The organism is Geodermatophilus sp. SYSU D00700 (genome assembly GCF_054050255.1).
In genome coordinates this window covers 78,691-93,824 of the sequence record NZ_JBJGZA010000004.1, presented here as the reverse complement: position 1 = coordinate 93,824, position 15,134 = coordinate 78,691, and the positions used below count along the sequence as shown (strand labels likewise).

The window sequence follows — 15,134 nt, the reverse complement described above, 5'->3', positions numbered from 1 at the left end:
GCCTCGACGACCCCGACGGTCGAGCAGACGGCTCGACGATCCCGGGCCGCGGCCGTCGCCGGCCGCCGATCGCGCCCCGGCGGGGCCGGCGCCGGCCGTCTAGCCTGGGAGGGGGCCCGGCGCCGCACTCGGCGGCGCCCACTGCGGGCCGTCGTCCCCAGGAGGAAGTCCCCGTGAGCCTGCGCGGCGTGCTCGACGTCGTCCTCAGCGATCCCGGCACCGCCCGCGTGGTGGCCGCCGCGGGGTCGACCGAGCTCGCCGTCCCGGCCCCGCCGCCGGTGCAGCCGCTGGTCGCCGCCGCGCTGGCCGCGGTCGAGCCGGGCGCGGGGGTGCCGGTCCTGCTGGTCACCACCGGCGAGCGCGACGCCGACCTCGCCGCCGACCTGCTCCGCTGCTTCCTGCCCGACCGCCGGGTGGAGACCTTCCCGGCCTGGGAGACGCTGCCGCACGAGCGGCTCTCCCCGCGCGCGGACACCGTGGGCCGCCGCCTGGCCGTGCTGCGCGACCTGACCAACCCGGGGGAGAACGGCGCGATCGACGTGCTCGTCGCCCCGGTGCGCAGCGTGCTGCAGCCGCTGGCGCCCGGGCTCGGCGACCTCGTGCCGGTCGAGCTGCGCGCGGGCGACACCGCCGAGCTCGACGACGTCGCCCGCGCGCTGGTCGACGCCGCCTACACCCGCGTGGAGCTGGTCGAGAAGCGGGGCGAGTTCGCCCTCCGCGGCGGCCTGCTCGACGTCTTCCCGCCCACCGAGCCGCACCCGGTCCGGGTGGAGTTCTGGGGCGACGAGGTCGACGAGCTGCGCTACTTCTCCGCCGCCGACCAGCGCTCCCTCGACGAGCGGCCCGAGCGGCTGTGGGCCCCGCCGTGCCGCGAGCTGCTGCTCACCGACGAGGTCCGCGCCCGCGCCGCCGAGCTGGCCGCCGAGCACCCCGGCCTGGCCGACGTGCTCGGCAGGCTCGCCGAGGGCATCGCCGTCGAGGGCATGGAGTCGCTGACCCCCGCCCTGATCGAGGGCGACCTGCAGCTGCTCACCGACCTCGTCCCGGCCGGCACCCACGTCCTGGTCGCCGACCCCGAGCGGGTGCGCAGCCGCGCCGCCGACCTGGTGCGCACCGCCGAGGAGTTCCTCGCCGCCTCCTGGGCCACCGCCGCCGAGGCCGGCGAGGCGCCGCTGGACCTCGGCGCGTCGTCGTTCCGGGCGCTCGAGGACGTCGAGGCCGCCGCCCGCGGCCGGGGCCTGCCGTGGTGGACCACCGGCGCGTTCACGCTCGGCGACCTCGAGAGCGACGACCAGGGCGCCCTGGAGGCCACCACCGTCGAGCGGTTCGCCGGCGACCTCGACCGCGCCGTCGCGACGCTGCGCGCCTGGACCCGTGACGGCTGGCGGGTCGTGCTGACCTTCGCCGGGCCCGGCCCGGCCCAGCGCGCGGCCGAGCAGCTCGGTGCCGCCGACCTCGGCGTGCGGCTGGTGCCCGGCCTCGAGACCGCGCCCGAGCCGGGGCTGATCTCGATCACCCAGGGCAACCTGGAGTCGGGCTTCACCCTGCCCGGGGTCGAGCTGGCGCTGGTCACCGAGCACGACCTCACCGGCCAGCGCGGCACCACGATGCGCGACGCGGTCAAGATGCCCGCCCGGCGGCGCAACGCCGTCGACCTGGTGCAGCTGCAGCCCGGCGACCTCGTCGTCCACGAGCACCACGGCATCGGCCGCTACGTCGAGATGGTCAGCCGCACCGTCAACGGCGGGCAGCGGGACTACCTCATCGTCGAGTACGCGCCGAGCAAGCGGAACCAGCCGCCGGACCGGCTCTTCGTGCCCACCGACGCCCTCGACCAGCTCACCCGCTACGTCGGCGGGGAGCAGCCGGCGCTGTCCAAGCTCGGCGGCGCCGACTGGCAGAAGACCAAGGGCCAGGCCCGCAGGGCGGTCAAGCAGATCGCTGCCGAGCTCATCCGCCTGTACTCCGCCCGCATGGCCACCCAGGGCCACGCGTACGGCCCGGACACCGTCTGGCAGCGCGAGCTCGAGGACGCCTTCCCGTTCCAGGAGACGCCCGACCAGCTCGGCGCCATCGACGAGGTCAAGCGGGACATGGAGAACCCGGTGCCGATGGACCGGGTCATCTGCGGCGACGTCGGCTACGGCAAGACCGAGATCGCCGTCCGCGCGGCGTTCAAGGCGGTGCAGGACGGCAAGCAGGTCGCCGTCCTGGTGCCCACGACGCTGCTGGCCAACCAGCACTTCAAGACCTTCTCGGAGCGGATGGCCCAGTTCCCGGTCACCGTGAAGGTGCTCTCGCGCTTCCAGTCCGACGCCGAGAGCGCAGAGACGCTGCGGCAGCTCGCCGCCGGCGAGGTCGACGTCCTGGTGGGCACCCACCGGCTGCTGCAGCCGACCACCCGGTTCAAGGACCTCGGCCTGGTGATCGTCGACGAGGAGCAGCGCTTCGGTGTCGAGCACAAGGAGTACCTGAAGACGATGCGGACGGCGGTCGACGTCCTGTCGATGTCGGCGACCCCGATCCCGCGCACGCTGGAGATGAGCCTGACCGGCATCCGGGAGATGTCGACGATCCTCACCCCGCCCGAGGAGCGGCACCCGGTGCTCACCTACGTGGGCGCCTGGGACGACAAGCAGATGGCCGCCGCCATCCGCCGCGAGCTGCTCCGCGACGGCCAGGTGTTCGTCATCCACAACCGGGTGCAGTCGATCGACAAGGCCGCCGCGAAGATCCGGCAGCTGGTGCCCGAGGCCCGCGTGGCCGTCGGCCACGGCCAGATGAAGGAGCACGAGCTCGAGCGGATCATGGTCGGCTTCTGGGAGAAGGAGTACGACGTCCTGGTCGCGACGACGATCGTCGAGTCGGGCCTGGACATCCCCAACGCCAACACGCTGGTCGTCGACCGCGCCGACACCTTCGGCCTCTCGCAGCTGCACCAGATCCGCGGCCGGGTCGGCCGTGGTCGCGAGCGCGCCTACGCCTACTTCACCTACGACCCCTCGCGGCCGCTGACCGAGACCTCGGTCGACCGGCTGACCACCATCGCGCACAACACCGACCTCGGCGCCGGCATGGCGGTCGCCATGAAGGACCTCGAGATCCGCGGCGCGGGCAACCTGCTCGGCGGCGAGCAGTCCGGGCACATCGCCGGCGTCGGCTTCGACCTCTACGTCCGCCTGGTCGGCGAGGCCGTGGCCGACTACCGCGCCCAGGTCACCGGCCAGCAGGCGCCGCCCGAGCCGGTCGAGGTCCGGGTCGACCTGCCGGTCGACGCGCACCTGCCGCACGACTACGTGCCTGGCGAGCGGCTGCGGATGGAGGCCTACCGCAAGGTCGCCTCGGTGCAGGACGACGACCAGGCCCAGGCCGTGCTCGACGAGCTCACCGACCGCTACGGGACGGCGCCCGCGCCGGTGCTCAACCTGCTGGCGGTGGCCCGTTTCCGCGCCGCCATGCGCAGCCTCGGCATCACCGAGGTGTCGCTGCAGGGCCGCGCCATCCGGATCTCGCCGGTGCCCCTCCGCGAGTCGCAGCAAATGCGGCTGAACCGGCTGGCCGACGGCGCCACGTACAAGTCCGCCGTCCAGACGGTCTCGCTCAAGGTCCCGGTCGGGCCCGACCGGCGCACCCCGCTGCGCGACGTCGCGCTGCTCGAGCACCTGCACTCACTGCTGAGGGCGGTGCTCGAGCAGCCGGTGGCCGCCTGAGGTCACCTGCCGAGTGAGCAGTCGTCGCGTCAGGACACGGCGAGTCGGCTCGTGTCGCCGACCACGACTGCTCACTCGGGTCGCGATCACACCTCGCTTCAGCGCAGGGCGGCGGAGACCTCCGCGGCCAGCGTGCCGACGTGCCGGTCGCTGAGCATGCCGATCCGCTCGTCGTCGAGGTCGCCGTGGTAGCCGGGGACCCCGACCACCCGGAGCTCGCCGACCCTGCGCCGCCAGGCGCCGAGCGTGCGGGACGCCGCGTCCCGTGACCCCTCGGCGAGGAAGTAGGAGACCGGGCCGTCGAACCGGCCGGGCCGGTAGGCCTCCGACACCTCCTGGGTCCCGAGGAAGAACGCCAGCTCGGGATCGGGCGCCGCGGCCGGCGCCGGCGCCGGCTGCGCGGCCCCGCCCCGGACCGCGCGGACGAGCCGGCGCAGCGGCCGGCCGGCGCGGGCCGTGGCCCAGCGGCCGGCCCAGCGCACCCGGCCCGCCTCCCACCGGTTGAGCGCCGCCTGGGGCGGGCGGGTGTCGAGCAGGCCGAGGCAGCCGACCTCCTCACCCGCGGCGCGCAGCCGGGTGACGACCTCGAAGGCGACCAGGCCGCCGAAGGAGTAGCCGAGCAGGGTGTAGGGCCCCTCCGGCTGGGCGGCGCGGACCTGCGCGAGGGCGTCGGAGGCGACCTCCTCGATCGTGCGGTGCCGGCCGCCGGCGTCCTGCAGCGGCAGGCGCAGGCCGAGCACCGGCCGGCCGGTGTCCAGCCGGTCGACCAGTCCGGCGTACAGGTTCAGCTGTCCCCAGGCGTCGGGCACGAGGAACACCGGGGAGCCCTCCCCGGCCCGCAGCTCGATGACGGCGGCGGGGGCGGCGGAGAGCGCCGCGGCGGCGGCCCGGGCCAGGCCGGCCGGCGTCGGGTCCTCGGCGAACCGCTGCACCGGGACGTCGGCGTCGAGCTCCAGCCGGACCCGCCGCAGCAGGCTGAGCACCTGGCGGGAGGTCCCGCCGAGGTCGGACCAGTCGTCGCCGGGGTCGGCGGAGCGCACCCCGAGCACCTCGCACCAGATGCGGGAGACCTGCCCGAGCAGGCCGCCGTCCTCCTCCGGCGCGGCCGGGGCGGCGGTGGCCGCCACGACCGCCCGGCGGATCTCGTCCAGGCAGCCGGGGTTGCGCAGCGCGACGGCGTTGGCGATCGGGTCGCCGTTGACGGCGTCGCGCGCGGCGCGCTCGGAGCGCTTGCCGTTGTGGGTCAGGGGCAGCTCGCCGACCGCGACGACCAGCGACGGCACGTGCGCGGCGGAGGCCTCCCGGCGCAGCGTGCGCCGGATGGTGCGGTCGAGGTCGCCGTCGAGCCGGGCGCCCGGCCGCAGGACGACCAGCAGCACCATGCGCGAGCCCCCGGGCCGGCTGTCGTCGCCCTGCTCGACGGCCATCGCGTCGGCGACGTCAGGGAGCTGCCGGAGCACGGTGTAGATCTCGCTGGGCCCGATGCGCAGCCCATCGATGTTGAGGACGCCGTCGGAGCGCCCGTGCAGCCGCGAGGACCCGTCGGCGTCGAACTCGATCAGGTCGCCGTGGGTCCACATCCCCGGGTGGTCGGCGAAGTAGGCGTCGTGGAACCGGCGGCCGTCGGGGTCGCGGAGGAACCCGACGGGGCGACTCGGGAAGGGGCGCCGGCAGACCAGCTCGCCGACCTCCCCGACGACCTCGCGGCCGTCCTCGTCGACCGCCGCGACGTCGAGCCCGAGGCTGCGCGTCTGGCAGCGGCCCCGCCGGACCGGCACGTCGGGGGCGCCGAGCACGAAGCAGCCGATGATGTCGGTGCCACCGGAGATCGACTGCAGCGGCACCGGCCCGACCGCCTCGGCGACCCAGTCGAACTGCCAGTCGTGCAGGACCGCGCCGGTGGAGAGCACGGCCCGCAGCGCCGACAGGTCGGCGGAGTCGGCGGGCCGGAGGCCGGCGTCCTGGCCGAGCTGCAGGTACGCCGGGCTGGTGCCGAAGACGGTGACGCGGCGGTCGGCCGCGAGCTGCCACAGCGTCTCCGGGCCGGCGACGGGGCCGTCGTAGACGACCACGTGGGCGCCGGTGACCAGCGCCGACAGCTGCCAGTTCCACATCATCCAGGCGGTGGTGGTGTGGAAGTACAGCGTGTCGCCGGGGCCGAGGTCGACGTGCAGCCGGTGCTCCTTGACGTGCTCCAGCAGCGTGCCGCCGGCCCCGTGCACCATGGCCTTGGGCGGGCCGGTGGTGCCCGACGAGAACATCACGAACAGCGGCGTGTCGAAGGCGTGGTGCGGCCAGTCGCGGGCGGGCTCGGCGTCCGCGGTGGCGTCGGCCAGCCGGTCCACCGGCAGGCCGAGGTCGGGCAGCGGCCGGTCGTCGAGCAGCAGCACCCGGCACAGCGTGGGCAGGCCGGCCACGACCTCGGCGACGACGTCGTCGGCGACCGCCCGCCGGTCGAGGACGAGCACCGCGGGGTCGACCTGGCCGAAGCGGCCGAGCAGGGACGCCGCGCCCATGTCCGGCGCGGCCGTCGAGACCGCGGCCCCGATCGCGGCCACGGCGAGGGCGACGACGGCGGTCTCGCCGGTGTTGCCCGCGATCAGCACGACCCGGTCGCCCTCGGCGAGCCCGAGCCGGCGCAGCGCGGTCACCGTCCGGGCGACGGCGTCGCGCAGCTCGCCGCGGGTCCACCGGTCGGCCGGGCGGTCGGCGTGCACGGCGGTGAGTGCAGGGGCGTCGTCACCGGCGCCCTCGAGCGGGCGCAGCAGCGCCTCGGCGTAGTTCAGCCTCAGGTCCGGGAAGAACCGGGCGGTCTCGACGTCGGTGCCGGTCAGCACGACGTCCGCGGACCCCGACCACGGCAGCTGCGACCAGTCGAGCAGGGCGCGCCAGAACTGCTCCGGCCGCTCGACCGAGAAGGCGTGCAGCGCGCCGGGCGCGTCCAGGGCGGTGCCGGTGAGCTCCTCGCAGCGGGCGCGGAAGCGCGCGAGCTGGGGGACGGCGGGGGCCAGGGTCATCGGGGGAACTCCTCGTCCGGGGCGACCGCGAGGCTGGCCACCCACCCGTCGGGCACGGGCACGTCGTGCAGCGTCCAGCCGGCCACCGGTCCGCGGGCCGGCCCGATGGCGGTGACCACGGCGGCCGGGTCGTCGCGCAGGCCGGTCCCGCGGGCCTTGAGGACGGCCTCCTTGCGGGTCCAGGCGCGGGTGGCCGCGAGCGGGCGGGCGCCCGGCGGCAGCAGCGCGATGGCGCGCAGCTCGGTGGCGTGCAGCCACCCCTCGGCGGCCACGTCGGGCGTCCAGGGCGCCACTGGCTCCAGGTCGACGCCGATCCGGCGGCCGCGGGACACGGCGACGACGCCCAGGCCGCCGCCGGCCGAGCACCCGGCGTCCAGCCGCGTGGCCGCGGGCAGCTCGGGGCGGCCCGTGGCGCCCGTGCTGAGCGGCACCCGGCGGGGGTCGGTGCCCAGCTCGGTCGCGAGCGCGGTCCGGAGGGCGGCGCGCAGCAGCACGCGGCGCCGGTGGACGGCGGGTGTGCCGCGCCGGGCGCGGGCGACCTCGCCGGGGGAGAGCAGCGCCTCCGCGCGGGCCAGGCCGTCGTCGTCGGCCACCAGGGGGACGACGGTGACCGTCACGCCCGCGGTCACCTCGCGCGCGGGCGCGGGGGAGGGCGGCGGCATGCCGGCGATGCTGGCAGCGGGCGCCGTCGCTTCCATCCCCCGTCGTGGGGACACCACCCGGCCGGGTGGCCCGCCGCCTGCGCCGGGCGCGGGGACCGGTGTGGCAGGCTCCGCTGGTGCGTACCCGTCGGCTGACCGTGTCGATGGCCGTCGGCCTGGCCGCCGTGGCCGCCGTGGCCGGCTGCCGGACCTCGCCGTCCGTGGCCGCCTACGTCGGCGAGGAGCAGGTGACCGTCGCCGAGCTGCAGTCGGCCGTCGACGACCGGCTCGCCGACCCCGCGATCGACGAGGCCGTCGGCGGGCCGGGGAGCGACTTCACCCGGCAGGTGCTCACGCTGCTGGTCCGCGAGGAGCTCTACGCCCAGGCGGCGCAGCGGTACGACGTCGAGGTCACCGACGCCGAGCTCGACGCGTTCATCGAGGAGGCGCTGGCCGGCCAGGACGCCGAGGCGCTGTACGCGCAGGCCGCCGGCCAGGGCTACTCGCGGGAGGACGTCCGGGAGAGCGCCCGCCAGCAGCTGCTGCGCCGCGAGCTCGGCGCCGCCACCGGCGACGCCGCCGGCCTCGACGAGGCGGCGCTGCGCGCCCGCTACGAGCAGGTGCGCGCCGACCTCGAGCAGCTCTCCCTCGGCTACTTCGTCGTCCCCGACCAGGCCACCGCCGACAGCACCCTCGCCGAGATGACCGCCGCCCCCGCGTCCTACCCGGCCGTGGCCGCGCGGTTCCCCGGCGAGAACTCGCTGCCGCAGCTGCAGACCACCGCCGCGAGCGAGGTGAGCGGGCCACTGGCCGAGGGCATCGCCGCGGCGGCTCCCGGCACCGGCTTCACGCTGACCCTGCCGGGGGTGCAGGGCGTGGTGGTGGTCTTCGTCGCGAGCCGCACGACCCCCTCGTTCGAGGAGGCCCGGCCGCAGCTGGAGAGCGAGGCCGCGGTCGGGGTCGAGGAGGCCGGCGCCGGCGTGGTGGACGAGGTCCGCGACGACGTCGGGGTCACGGTCAACCCCCGCTACGGCGAGCTCACCGACGACGACGTCGTGCAGGAGGCCGAGGGCGGCGTCGTCGAGCTGCTCGACGACGCCGCCGCCCCGGCCGGGGGCTGAGGCGTGCCGCCCGCCGTCGTCGTCACCGTCAGCCCGCGGCTGCCCGGGCTGCTCGGGCCCGCCGGCTGGGCCGCGCTGGACGGCCGGCGGGTCGCCGCGCTGCCGGGTGCCGGTGCCACCGCGGAGGTGCTGCGCGCGGCCGGCCGGGAGGTCACCGACGTCGCCGACGCGGGAGCGCTCGACGACGACGTCGCCGTCCTCGCCGCACCCGGCGAGTCGCCGCCCGGAGTGCCGGTGGTCGACGGCGCCGCGGAGCCGCCCGGCGCCCGGCTGCTCGACGTCGTCGCGGTGATGGACCGGCTGCGCTCGCCCGGCGGGTGCCCGTGGGACGCCGAGCAGACCCACTCCTCGCTGCGCGGCTACCTGCTGGAGGAGGCGCACGAGGCCTACGACGCGATCGTCGACGACGACGCCGCGGCCATGCGCGAGGAGCTCGGCGACGTGCTCCTCCAGGTGGTGTTCCACGCGCGGGTGGCCGCCGAGGCCGGCCCGGAGCGGCGCTTCGACGTCGACGACGTCGCCGCCGACCTGGTGGACAAACTGGTCCGCCGGCACCCGCACGTGTTCGGCGACGCCGGCCCGCGCGACGTGGCCGGGGTCGAGGCGGGCTGGGAGGAGATCAAGAAGGCGGAGAAGCAGCGGCGCTCGCCCACCGAGGGCGTGTCGCGGTCCCAGCCGGCCACCGCGTGGGGGACAGCGCTGGTCCGCCGCGCCGCCCGCGCCGGCTACCCCACGCCGGAGCCGGCCGACCTGGGCTCGGCGGCGCCGGAGGAGCTGGGGGAGCGGCTGCTCGCCGTCGTGGCCGCGGCCGCGCAGCGCGGCTGGGACGTCGAGGACGCCCTCCGCGAGGCCGTGCGCCGCTACGCCGGCGAGCTCGACGCCGAGGCCCGTCGCCGCGCGACGTCGTCGGTAGGGCCGGCCGGTCCTACCGGCTGACGAGGAGCCGCTCGGTCGGCGCGGTGGTGACCCGTGGCGCGGTGAGCATCGCCTTCAGCGCACCGAGCACGCCCAGCCCGGCGACCGCGGCGGCGCACCACACGCCCCACCCCAGCAGGCGGGCGTCCCAGCCGGCGTCCACCAGCCGGGCGACGACCGCGGCGGCCACGGCCAGCGCGACCCCCAGCGCCAGCACCCCGGACACCCGGTGGCCGCGCGCGGGACGCAGCAGCAGGAGCCCGAGGACGACGAGCACGACCCCGCCGGCCGCCACCGTCGCCGGCTGCCACAGGCCGGTGCTCCCGAGCCCGGCCACGCCCTCCCGGGCCACGTCGACGGCACGCGCCGCCAGGTCCAGCCCGGTGGTCGCCCGGTCCCGTTCCCACGGCAGCCACAGGCTCGCCGCGTCGGCCACGCCGGCGAGCAGCAGGAGCACCCCGCCGACGACGTCGGGGCGGCGGACGTAGACCAGCCGTCCGGGGCGGACCGCCACCCCGGCCACCTCCGTGCCCTCCGGCGCGGGCTCCACGTCCGCGACGTCGTCGTCCTCGGCGGGATCCGGCGGGAACCCGAGGATGGACGGCCCCGTCCCGTCGTCCGCGTCCACGGGTGGTGGAGGCGCGGCTCCGGCGCCGTACCCGGGGGGTCGCTGCTGCTGGCGCTCGGTCATCGGGTCCTCCGACGGCGCAGACGTGGGGGAGACGCCCGCCACGAGGAGGTTATCGCTTGATCGGTTCCGCCGAGACCGCACCGTGACCGCTCCGTTACAGGCGTGCCGCGACCGCGTCGGGGTCGGACGGGCGGGTCCTCCCCCTCGCTAGGCTGCTCCCCGTGCCGAGCATCGATGCCGTAGGCGCGCGGGAGATCCTGGACTCGCGCGGGAACCCCACCGTGGAGGTCGAGGTCGCCCTCGACGACGGGACGATCGCCCGCGCGGCGGTCCCGAGCGGCGCCTCCACCGGCGCCTTCGAGGCGGTGGAGCTCCGCGACGGGGGCGAGCGCTACGCCGGCAAGGGCGTCACCAAGGCCGTCGACGGCGTCCTCGACGTCATCGGCCCCGAGCTCGTCGGCTACGAGGCCACCGAGCAGCGCCTGGTCGACCAGCGGCTGCTCGACCTCGACGGCACGCCGGACAAGTCCCGCCTGGGCGCGAACGCGATCCTCGGCGTCAGCCTCGCGGTGGCCCGCGCGGCCGCCGACTCCACCGGCCTGCCGCTGTTCCGCTACGTCGGCGGCCCGTCGTCGCACCTGCTGCCGGTGCCGATGATGAACATCCTCAACGGCGGTGCCCACGCCGACAGCAACGTCGACGTCCAGGAGTTCATGATCGCCCCGATCGGGGCGGCGACCTTCGCCGAGGCGCTGGCGGTCGGCGCCGAGACCTACCACGCGCTCAAGTCGGTGCTCAAGGGCCGCGGGCTGTCCACCGGCCTGGGCGACGAGGGCGGCTTCGCCCCCGACCTGCCCAACAACCGGGCCGCGCTGGACCTGATCGCCGAGGCCGTCGAGAAGGCCGGCTACTCCCTCGGCACCGACATCGCCTTCGCCCTCGACGTCGCCGCCACCGAGTTCCACGGCGACGGCGGCTACGACTTCGAGGGCCAGACCCGCTCGGCGGAGTTCCTGGTCGACTACTACCGCGAGCTCGTCGACGCCTACCCGGTCGTGTCCATCGAGGACCCGCTCTCCGAGGAGGACTGGGACGGCTGGGTCGCGATGACCTCGGCGCTCGGCGACCGCGTCCAGATCGTCGGCGACGACCTGTTCGTCACCAACCCCACCCGCCTGGCCGACGGCATCGAGCGGGGTGCGGCGAACGCGCTGCTGGTCAAGGTCAACCAGATCGGCACGCTCACCGAGACCCTCGACGCGGTCAACCTGGCCCACCGCAGCGGCTACCGCTGCATGATGAGCCACCGCTCGGGCGAGACCGAGGACACCACGATCGCCGACCTCGCCGTCGCCACCGACTGCGGGCAGATCAAGACCGGCGCCCCCGCGCGCAGCGAGCGGGTGGCCAAGTACAACCAGCTCCTGCGCATCGAGGAGGAGCTCGACGACGCCGCGCGCTACGCCGGCGCGGCCGCCTTCCCGCGCCTGCGGGCCCGCTGACGCAGGTGAGCGCGGGCACCGGCCGGCGGCGTTCCACCGGCCGGCCGCTGTCGAACGCCGCGTCCCGGCCGATCCCGGCCGGGACGCGCTCGGGCGCCGGCAGCCGCCCCGACGCGCGCCGTCCCGGACGGCGGACGCCGCGGCAGGCCCCGCGGGCCGCGGTCGCCCGCCGTCCGCTCGTCACCGGGCGCGTGGTGCTGTTCGTCGGGCTGCTCCTGCTGCTGGCGCTCACCCTGGCCGGGCCGGTGCGGCAGTGGCTCGAGGGCCGCGCCGAGCTCGCCCGGCTGGCCGCCGAGAGCACCGCGTACGACCAGCGCATCGCCGACCTCGAGGCGGAGCTGGCGCGCCAGTCCGACCCCGACTGGACCGCCCGGGAGGCCCGCGAGCGGCTGGCCTACGTGCTGCCCGGCGACCGGCTGGTCGTCGTGGTCGACGGCGAGGCGGCCGAGGGCGACGCCGGCACCCTGCCCGACACCGGCGACACCACCCCGCGGCCCTGGTACGAGGAGCTGCTCGGCTCGGTGGCCGACGCCGACGAGGAGGCCGGGTGACCGCGCCTGGGGAGCGGGTGCGCGAGCCGATCACCCCGGAGGAGCGCGAGCTCGTCGGCCGCCAGCTCGGCCGCCCGCCCCGGGCGGTGCGCGCGGTGGCCCACCGGTGCCCCTGCGGCCAGCCCGACGTCGTGCAGACCTCGCCGCGGCTGGAGGACGGCACGCCGTTCCCGACGCTGTACTACCTGACCTGCCCGCGCGCGTCCGCGGCCGCCAGCCGGCTGGAGTCGGCCGGCCGGATGCGGGAGTGGCAGGCCGACCTCGGCACCGACGCCGGCCTGGCCGCGGCCTACCGCGCCGCGCACGAGGCCTACCTGGCCGAGCGCGACGCCCTCGGTGAGCTGCCCACCCGCAACACTGCCGGCGGCATGCCCGACCGGGTCAAGTGCCTGCACGCCCTCGCCGGCCACGCCCTGGCCGCCGGCCCGGGGGTCAACCCCGTCGGCGACCGCGCCGTGGCCGAGATGGGGGAGTGGTGGGCACCCGGCCCCTGCGCCCAGGAGGAGGAGTCCCCGTGACGCGGGTCGCCGCCGTCGACTGCGGCACCAACTCCATCCGCCTGCTGGTCGCCGACGTCCCGCCCGAGGGGCCGCACACCGACCTGCTGCGCCGGATGGAGGTCGTCCGCCTCGGCCAGGGCGTCGACGCCACCGGCCGCCTCGCGCCCGAGGCTGTCGAGCGCACCCGGGTGGTGCTCGCGGAGTACGCCGCCCAGGCCCGCGACCTCGGCGCGACGGCGGTGCGGATGGTGGCCACCAGCGCCACCCGCGACGCGGCCAACCGCGCCGACTTCGAGGCCATGGTCCTCGCCACGCTCGGCCGGCTCCCCGACGTCGTCCCCGGCGACGAGGAGGCCCGGCTGTCCTTCCTCGGCGCCACCGCGTCCCTGGACGCCGCCGCGGCCGCGCACGGCGACCCGCCGCCGCGCCCGCCGTACCTGGTCGTCGACATCGGCGGCGGGTCCACGGAGTTCGTGCTCGGCGACGCCGGCGGGGTCCGCGCCGCGCGGTCGGTCGACGTCGGCTGCGTGCGCCTGACCGAGCGGCACCTGCACGGCGACCCGCCGACGCCCGACGAGATCGGCGCCGCCGAGGCCGACATCCGCGCCGCGCTGGCCGAGGTGGCCGCGGCGGTCCCGGTGGGGGAGACCGCGACCCTGGTCGGCCTGGCCGGCTCGGTGACCACCGTGGCCGCGCTCGCGCTGCGGCTGCCGCTCTACGACGCCGACGCCATCCACGGCTCCCGCATCCCGGTGGGCGCCGTCCGGTCGGTCACCGCGGGGCTGCTGACCGCCACCCGGGAGCGCCGCGCGGCCGAGGCCGTCATGCACCCCGGGCGCGTCGACGTCATCGGCGCCGGTGCGCTGGTGCTGCGGGTGGTCATGGACGCGTTCGCGCTCGACGAGGTCGTCGTCAGCGAGCACGACATCCTCGACGGCATCGCGCTGCGGCTGGCCCGGGGCTGAGGGCGCTCAGCCGGCCTCGTTCAGCCCCGGGGGCAGCTTGCCGGTCAGCGACTGGTAGGCCGCTGCCGCGCCGCGCGCGGCCAGCAACCGGCCACCGGCGACGGCGACCCCGGAGAACGCGGCCCAGGCCAGCGCCTCGGGCCAGCTGACCCCGGGGGCGGCCGGGTTCTTCGGCGGGTTGCTGCCGCGGGCCGCGTACCAGGCGGCGTCGGTGAGCTTGCGGACGGCGATCCCCGACACGGTGGCCGTCCCCGTGCCGAGGAGCTTCCAGGTCAGCGGCGCCTTCTGCTTGCGGGCCATGGGCTGATCATGCCTGCCGCGCCCGCGCGCCGCGCGCAGCGGTCAGTCCCTCGCGCGGGCCTGCCGGATGCGGTGCATGGCGGCCCGGGCCAGCTCCCGCGCGCGGCCGGCCAGCACCCGGCGGGCGAGGGCGAGGACCGCGGAGGCGGCGGTGGTCGCGGGCAGGTAGCCGCCCGACCCCAGCAGCCCGGGTCGTGCGAGCAGGACCCGCTCGGCGGTCACGGGGTCCGGGCGCCAGCGCAGCTTGTAGTCCTCGTCGCCGCGCAGGAAGGAGTACTCGGCCAGCCCCAGCCGGCCGGCCCGCTCCAGGGCGGCGCTGACCAGCAGCACGGAGGTGTCGATGTGCTGCCGCAGCCCGGGGTCGATCCCGGCGAGGTAGTAGGCCAGCTGCCGGTGGCCGAGGAGGTCGACCTCGGCGGCCACCAGCCGGCCGTCCATCCGGTACTGGACCACCAGCGCCTGGCCGCGCTCGACCATCGGCCCGAGGGCCTCGGTGAGGAAGGCGCGGAACCGCGCGGTGGAGTGCTCGGGGTTGCCCCGCCGGCCCGCCCACTGGGCCTCGTGCAGCCGGATCAGCTCGGGGACGGCGGCCGGCACGGCGCCGGGATCGAGCTCGGCCCGCTCGATGCCGGCCCGGTCGATCTTCTTCAGCTTGCGGCGCAGCGTCCCCGCCGTCCGGGTCGGGACCCGCGCGAGGACCCCGGCCTGCGGCAGGACCGGCAGCTGCAGGTTCAGCGAGGAGGGCGCGCGGCGGACCCGGCCCGGCCAGCCCGGGGCCCACGCCTGCGCGGCGGAGCCGGGCAGCACCTCGGGCAGGTCCAGCACCCGCCACCCGGGGACCTGCAGCAGCGCGCCGGCCAGCCGCGCTCCCGCGTCGGGCACGTGCGGGTCGACCAGGACGTCGGTGGAGTCGCTCAGCGGGCCGCCGAGGGGTGCGAGCGCCGGAACGGGACCGCGGCGCACCCGGTACAGCGGCGCGGCGGCGACGAGCGTGTCGCCGTTCCACACCGTCACGACGGCGAGCCGTCCGGCCGGCACGTAGGCGCGGGCCCACGCGCTGACCCAGGCGTGGGACTGGAAGGCCGTGGCGGCCGGCGTCCGGCGCCACAGGTCGTCCCAGGCGCCGGCCAGGGCATCGAGGTCGGCCTGCGCGGAGGCGACCGCCGTGCGCGCCCGGCCCGGGGTGGACGCCACCGGCGCGGGTGGCGGCGGCGACCCGACCGCCGCGTCGAGCCCGCTCCCGGACGCACCCAGCCCTGCCGTCACCCGTCCACGCTCCTC

12 protein-coding genes are annotated in these 15,134 nt (G+C 76.9%); 7 read left to right on the top strand and 5 right to left on the bottom strand.

The features are described 5' to 3' along the window. Positions 1-173: 173 nt before the first annotated feature. Positions 174-3,710 carry a transcription-repair coupling factor gene (gene mfd, locus ACI79V_RS04945; protein WP_456887325.1) on the top strand — a complete coding sequence of 1,179 codons (3,537 nt, stop codon included), beginning with the start codon at positions 174-176 and terminating at the stop codon, positions 3,708-3,710. A gap of 98 nt (positions 3,711-3,808) precedes the next feature. Here the strand turns inward: mfd and ACI79V_RS04940 are convergent, their stop codons facing one another. Both ACI79V_RS04940 and ACI79V_RS04935 read right to left on the bottom strand, forming a co-directional pair. Next, positions 3,809-6,727: an acetoacetate--CoA ligase gene (locus tag ACI79V_RS04940; protein WP_456887324.1), complete on the bottom strand. Its 2,919-nt coding sequence runs from the start codon at positions 6,725-6,727 to the stop codon at positions 3,809-3,811. Further along, positions 6,724-7,389, bottom strand: a complete 666-nt coding sequence (locus tag ACI79V_RS04935; protein WP_456887323.1) for a 4'-phosphopantetheinyl transferase family protein — start codon at positions 7,387-7,389, stop codon at positions 6,724-6,726. The genes ACI79V_RS04940 and ACI79V_RS04935 overlap by 4 nt, the downstream gene beginning before the upstream one ends. Positions 7,390-7,505: 116 nt before the next feature. Between ACI79V_RS04935 and ACI79V_RS04930 the strand changes: the two genes are divergently transcribed. After that, entirely contained in the window at positions 7,506-8,489 is a 984-nt protein-coding gene (locus ACI79V_RS04930) for a SurA N-terminal domain-containing protein (protein ID WP_456887322.1), read from the top strand. A gap of 3 nt (positions 8,490-8,492) precedes the next feature. Further along, a complete protein-coding gene (locus tag ACI79V_RS04925; protein ID WP_456887321.1) occupies positions 8,493-9,425 on the top strand; it encodes a MazG family protein in 933 nt (310 codons plus the stop codon). On the opposite strand, the gene ACI79V_RS04920 is transcribed toward ACI79V_RS04925, so the two are convergent. Continuing rightward, on the bottom strand, positions 9,415-10,095 hold the full coding sequence (locus tag ACI79V_RS04920; protein ID WP_456887320.1) for a hypothetical protein: 681 nt from the start codon (positions 10,093-10,095) through the stop codon (positions 9,415-9,417). The two genes, ACI79V_RS04925 and ACI79V_RS04920, sit on opposite strands and share 11 nt — an antisense overlap. A gap of 161 nt (positions 10,096-10,256) precedes the next feature. Between ACI79V_RS04920 and eno the strand changes: the two genes are divergently transcribed. The 4 genes from eno to ACI79V_RS04900 are packed head-to-tail and all read left to right on the top strand — an operon-like array spanning position 10,257 to position 13,553. Further along, positions 10,257-11,537, top strand: coding sequence for a phosphopyruvate hydratase (gene eno, locus ACI79V_RS04915; RefSeq protein ID WP_456887319.1), 1,281 nt, complete (start codon positions 10,257-10,259; stop codon positions 11,535-11,537). Between the two features lie 5 nt (positions 11,538-11,542). Beyond that, a complete protein-coding gene (locus tag ACI79V_RS04910; protein WP_456887318.1) occupies positions 11,543-12,088 on the top strand; it encodes an FtsB family cell division protein in 546 nt (181 codons plus the stop codon). Further along, positions 12,085-12,606, top strand: a complete 522-nt coding sequence (locus tag ACI79V_RS04905; RefSeq protein ID WP_456887317.1) for a DUF501 domain-containing protein — start codon at positions 12,085-12,087, stop codon at positions 12,604-12,606. Before ACI79V_RS04910 ends, ACI79V_RS04905 begins: the two co-directional genes overlap by 4 nt. Then, positions 12,603-13,553 carry a Ppx/GppA phosphatase family protein gene (locus ACI79V_RS04900; protein WP_456887316.1) on the top strand — a complete coding sequence of 317 codons (951 nt, stop codon included), beginning with the start codon at positions 12,603-12,605 and terminating at the stop codon, positions 13,551-13,553. The genes ACI79V_RS04905 and ACI79V_RS04900 overlap by 4 nt, the downstream gene beginning before the upstream one ends. Positions 13,554-13,559: 6 nt before the next feature. Here ACI79V_RS04900 and ACI79V_RS04895 read toward each other — a convergent pair whose 3' ends face one another. Continuing rightward, positions 13,560-13,853 carry a DUF4235 domain-containing protein gene (locus ACI79V_RS04895; protein ID WP_456877787.1) on the bottom strand — a complete coding sequence of 98 codons (294 nt, stop codon included), beginning with the start codon at positions 13,851-13,853 and terminating at the stop codon, positions 13,560-13,562. A 42-nt stretch (positions 13,854-13,895) separates the two neighbouring features. Next, positions 13,896-15,119, bottom strand: coding sequence for a GNAT family N-acetyltransferase (locus ACI79V_RS04890; protein WP_456887315.1), 1,224 nt, complete (start codon positions 15,117-15,119; stop codon positions 13,896-13,898). Positions 15,120-15,134 lie beyond the last annotated feature (15 nt).

What these genes read in the sequence shown, in the direction of transcription:
- ACI79V_RS04940 (WP_456887324.1), bottom strand. Translation starts at nt 6,727, where the DNA reads ATGACCCTGGCCCCCGCCGTCCCCCAGCTCGCGCGCTTCCGCGCCCGC.
- ACI79V_RS04935 (WP_456887323.1), bottom strand. Translation starts at nt 7,389, where the DNA reads ATGCCGCCGCCCTCCCCCGCGCCCGCGCGCGAGGTGACCGCGGGCGTG.
- ACI79V_RS04920 (WP_456887320.1), bottom strand. Translation starts at nt 10,095, where the DNA reads ATGACCGAGCGCCAGCAGCAGCGACCCCCCGGGTACGGCGCCGGAGCC.
- ACI79V_RS04895 (WP_456877787.1), bottom strand. Translation starts at nt 13,853, where the DNA reads ATGGCCCGCAAGCAGAAGGCGCCGCTGACCTGGAAGCTCCTCGGCACG.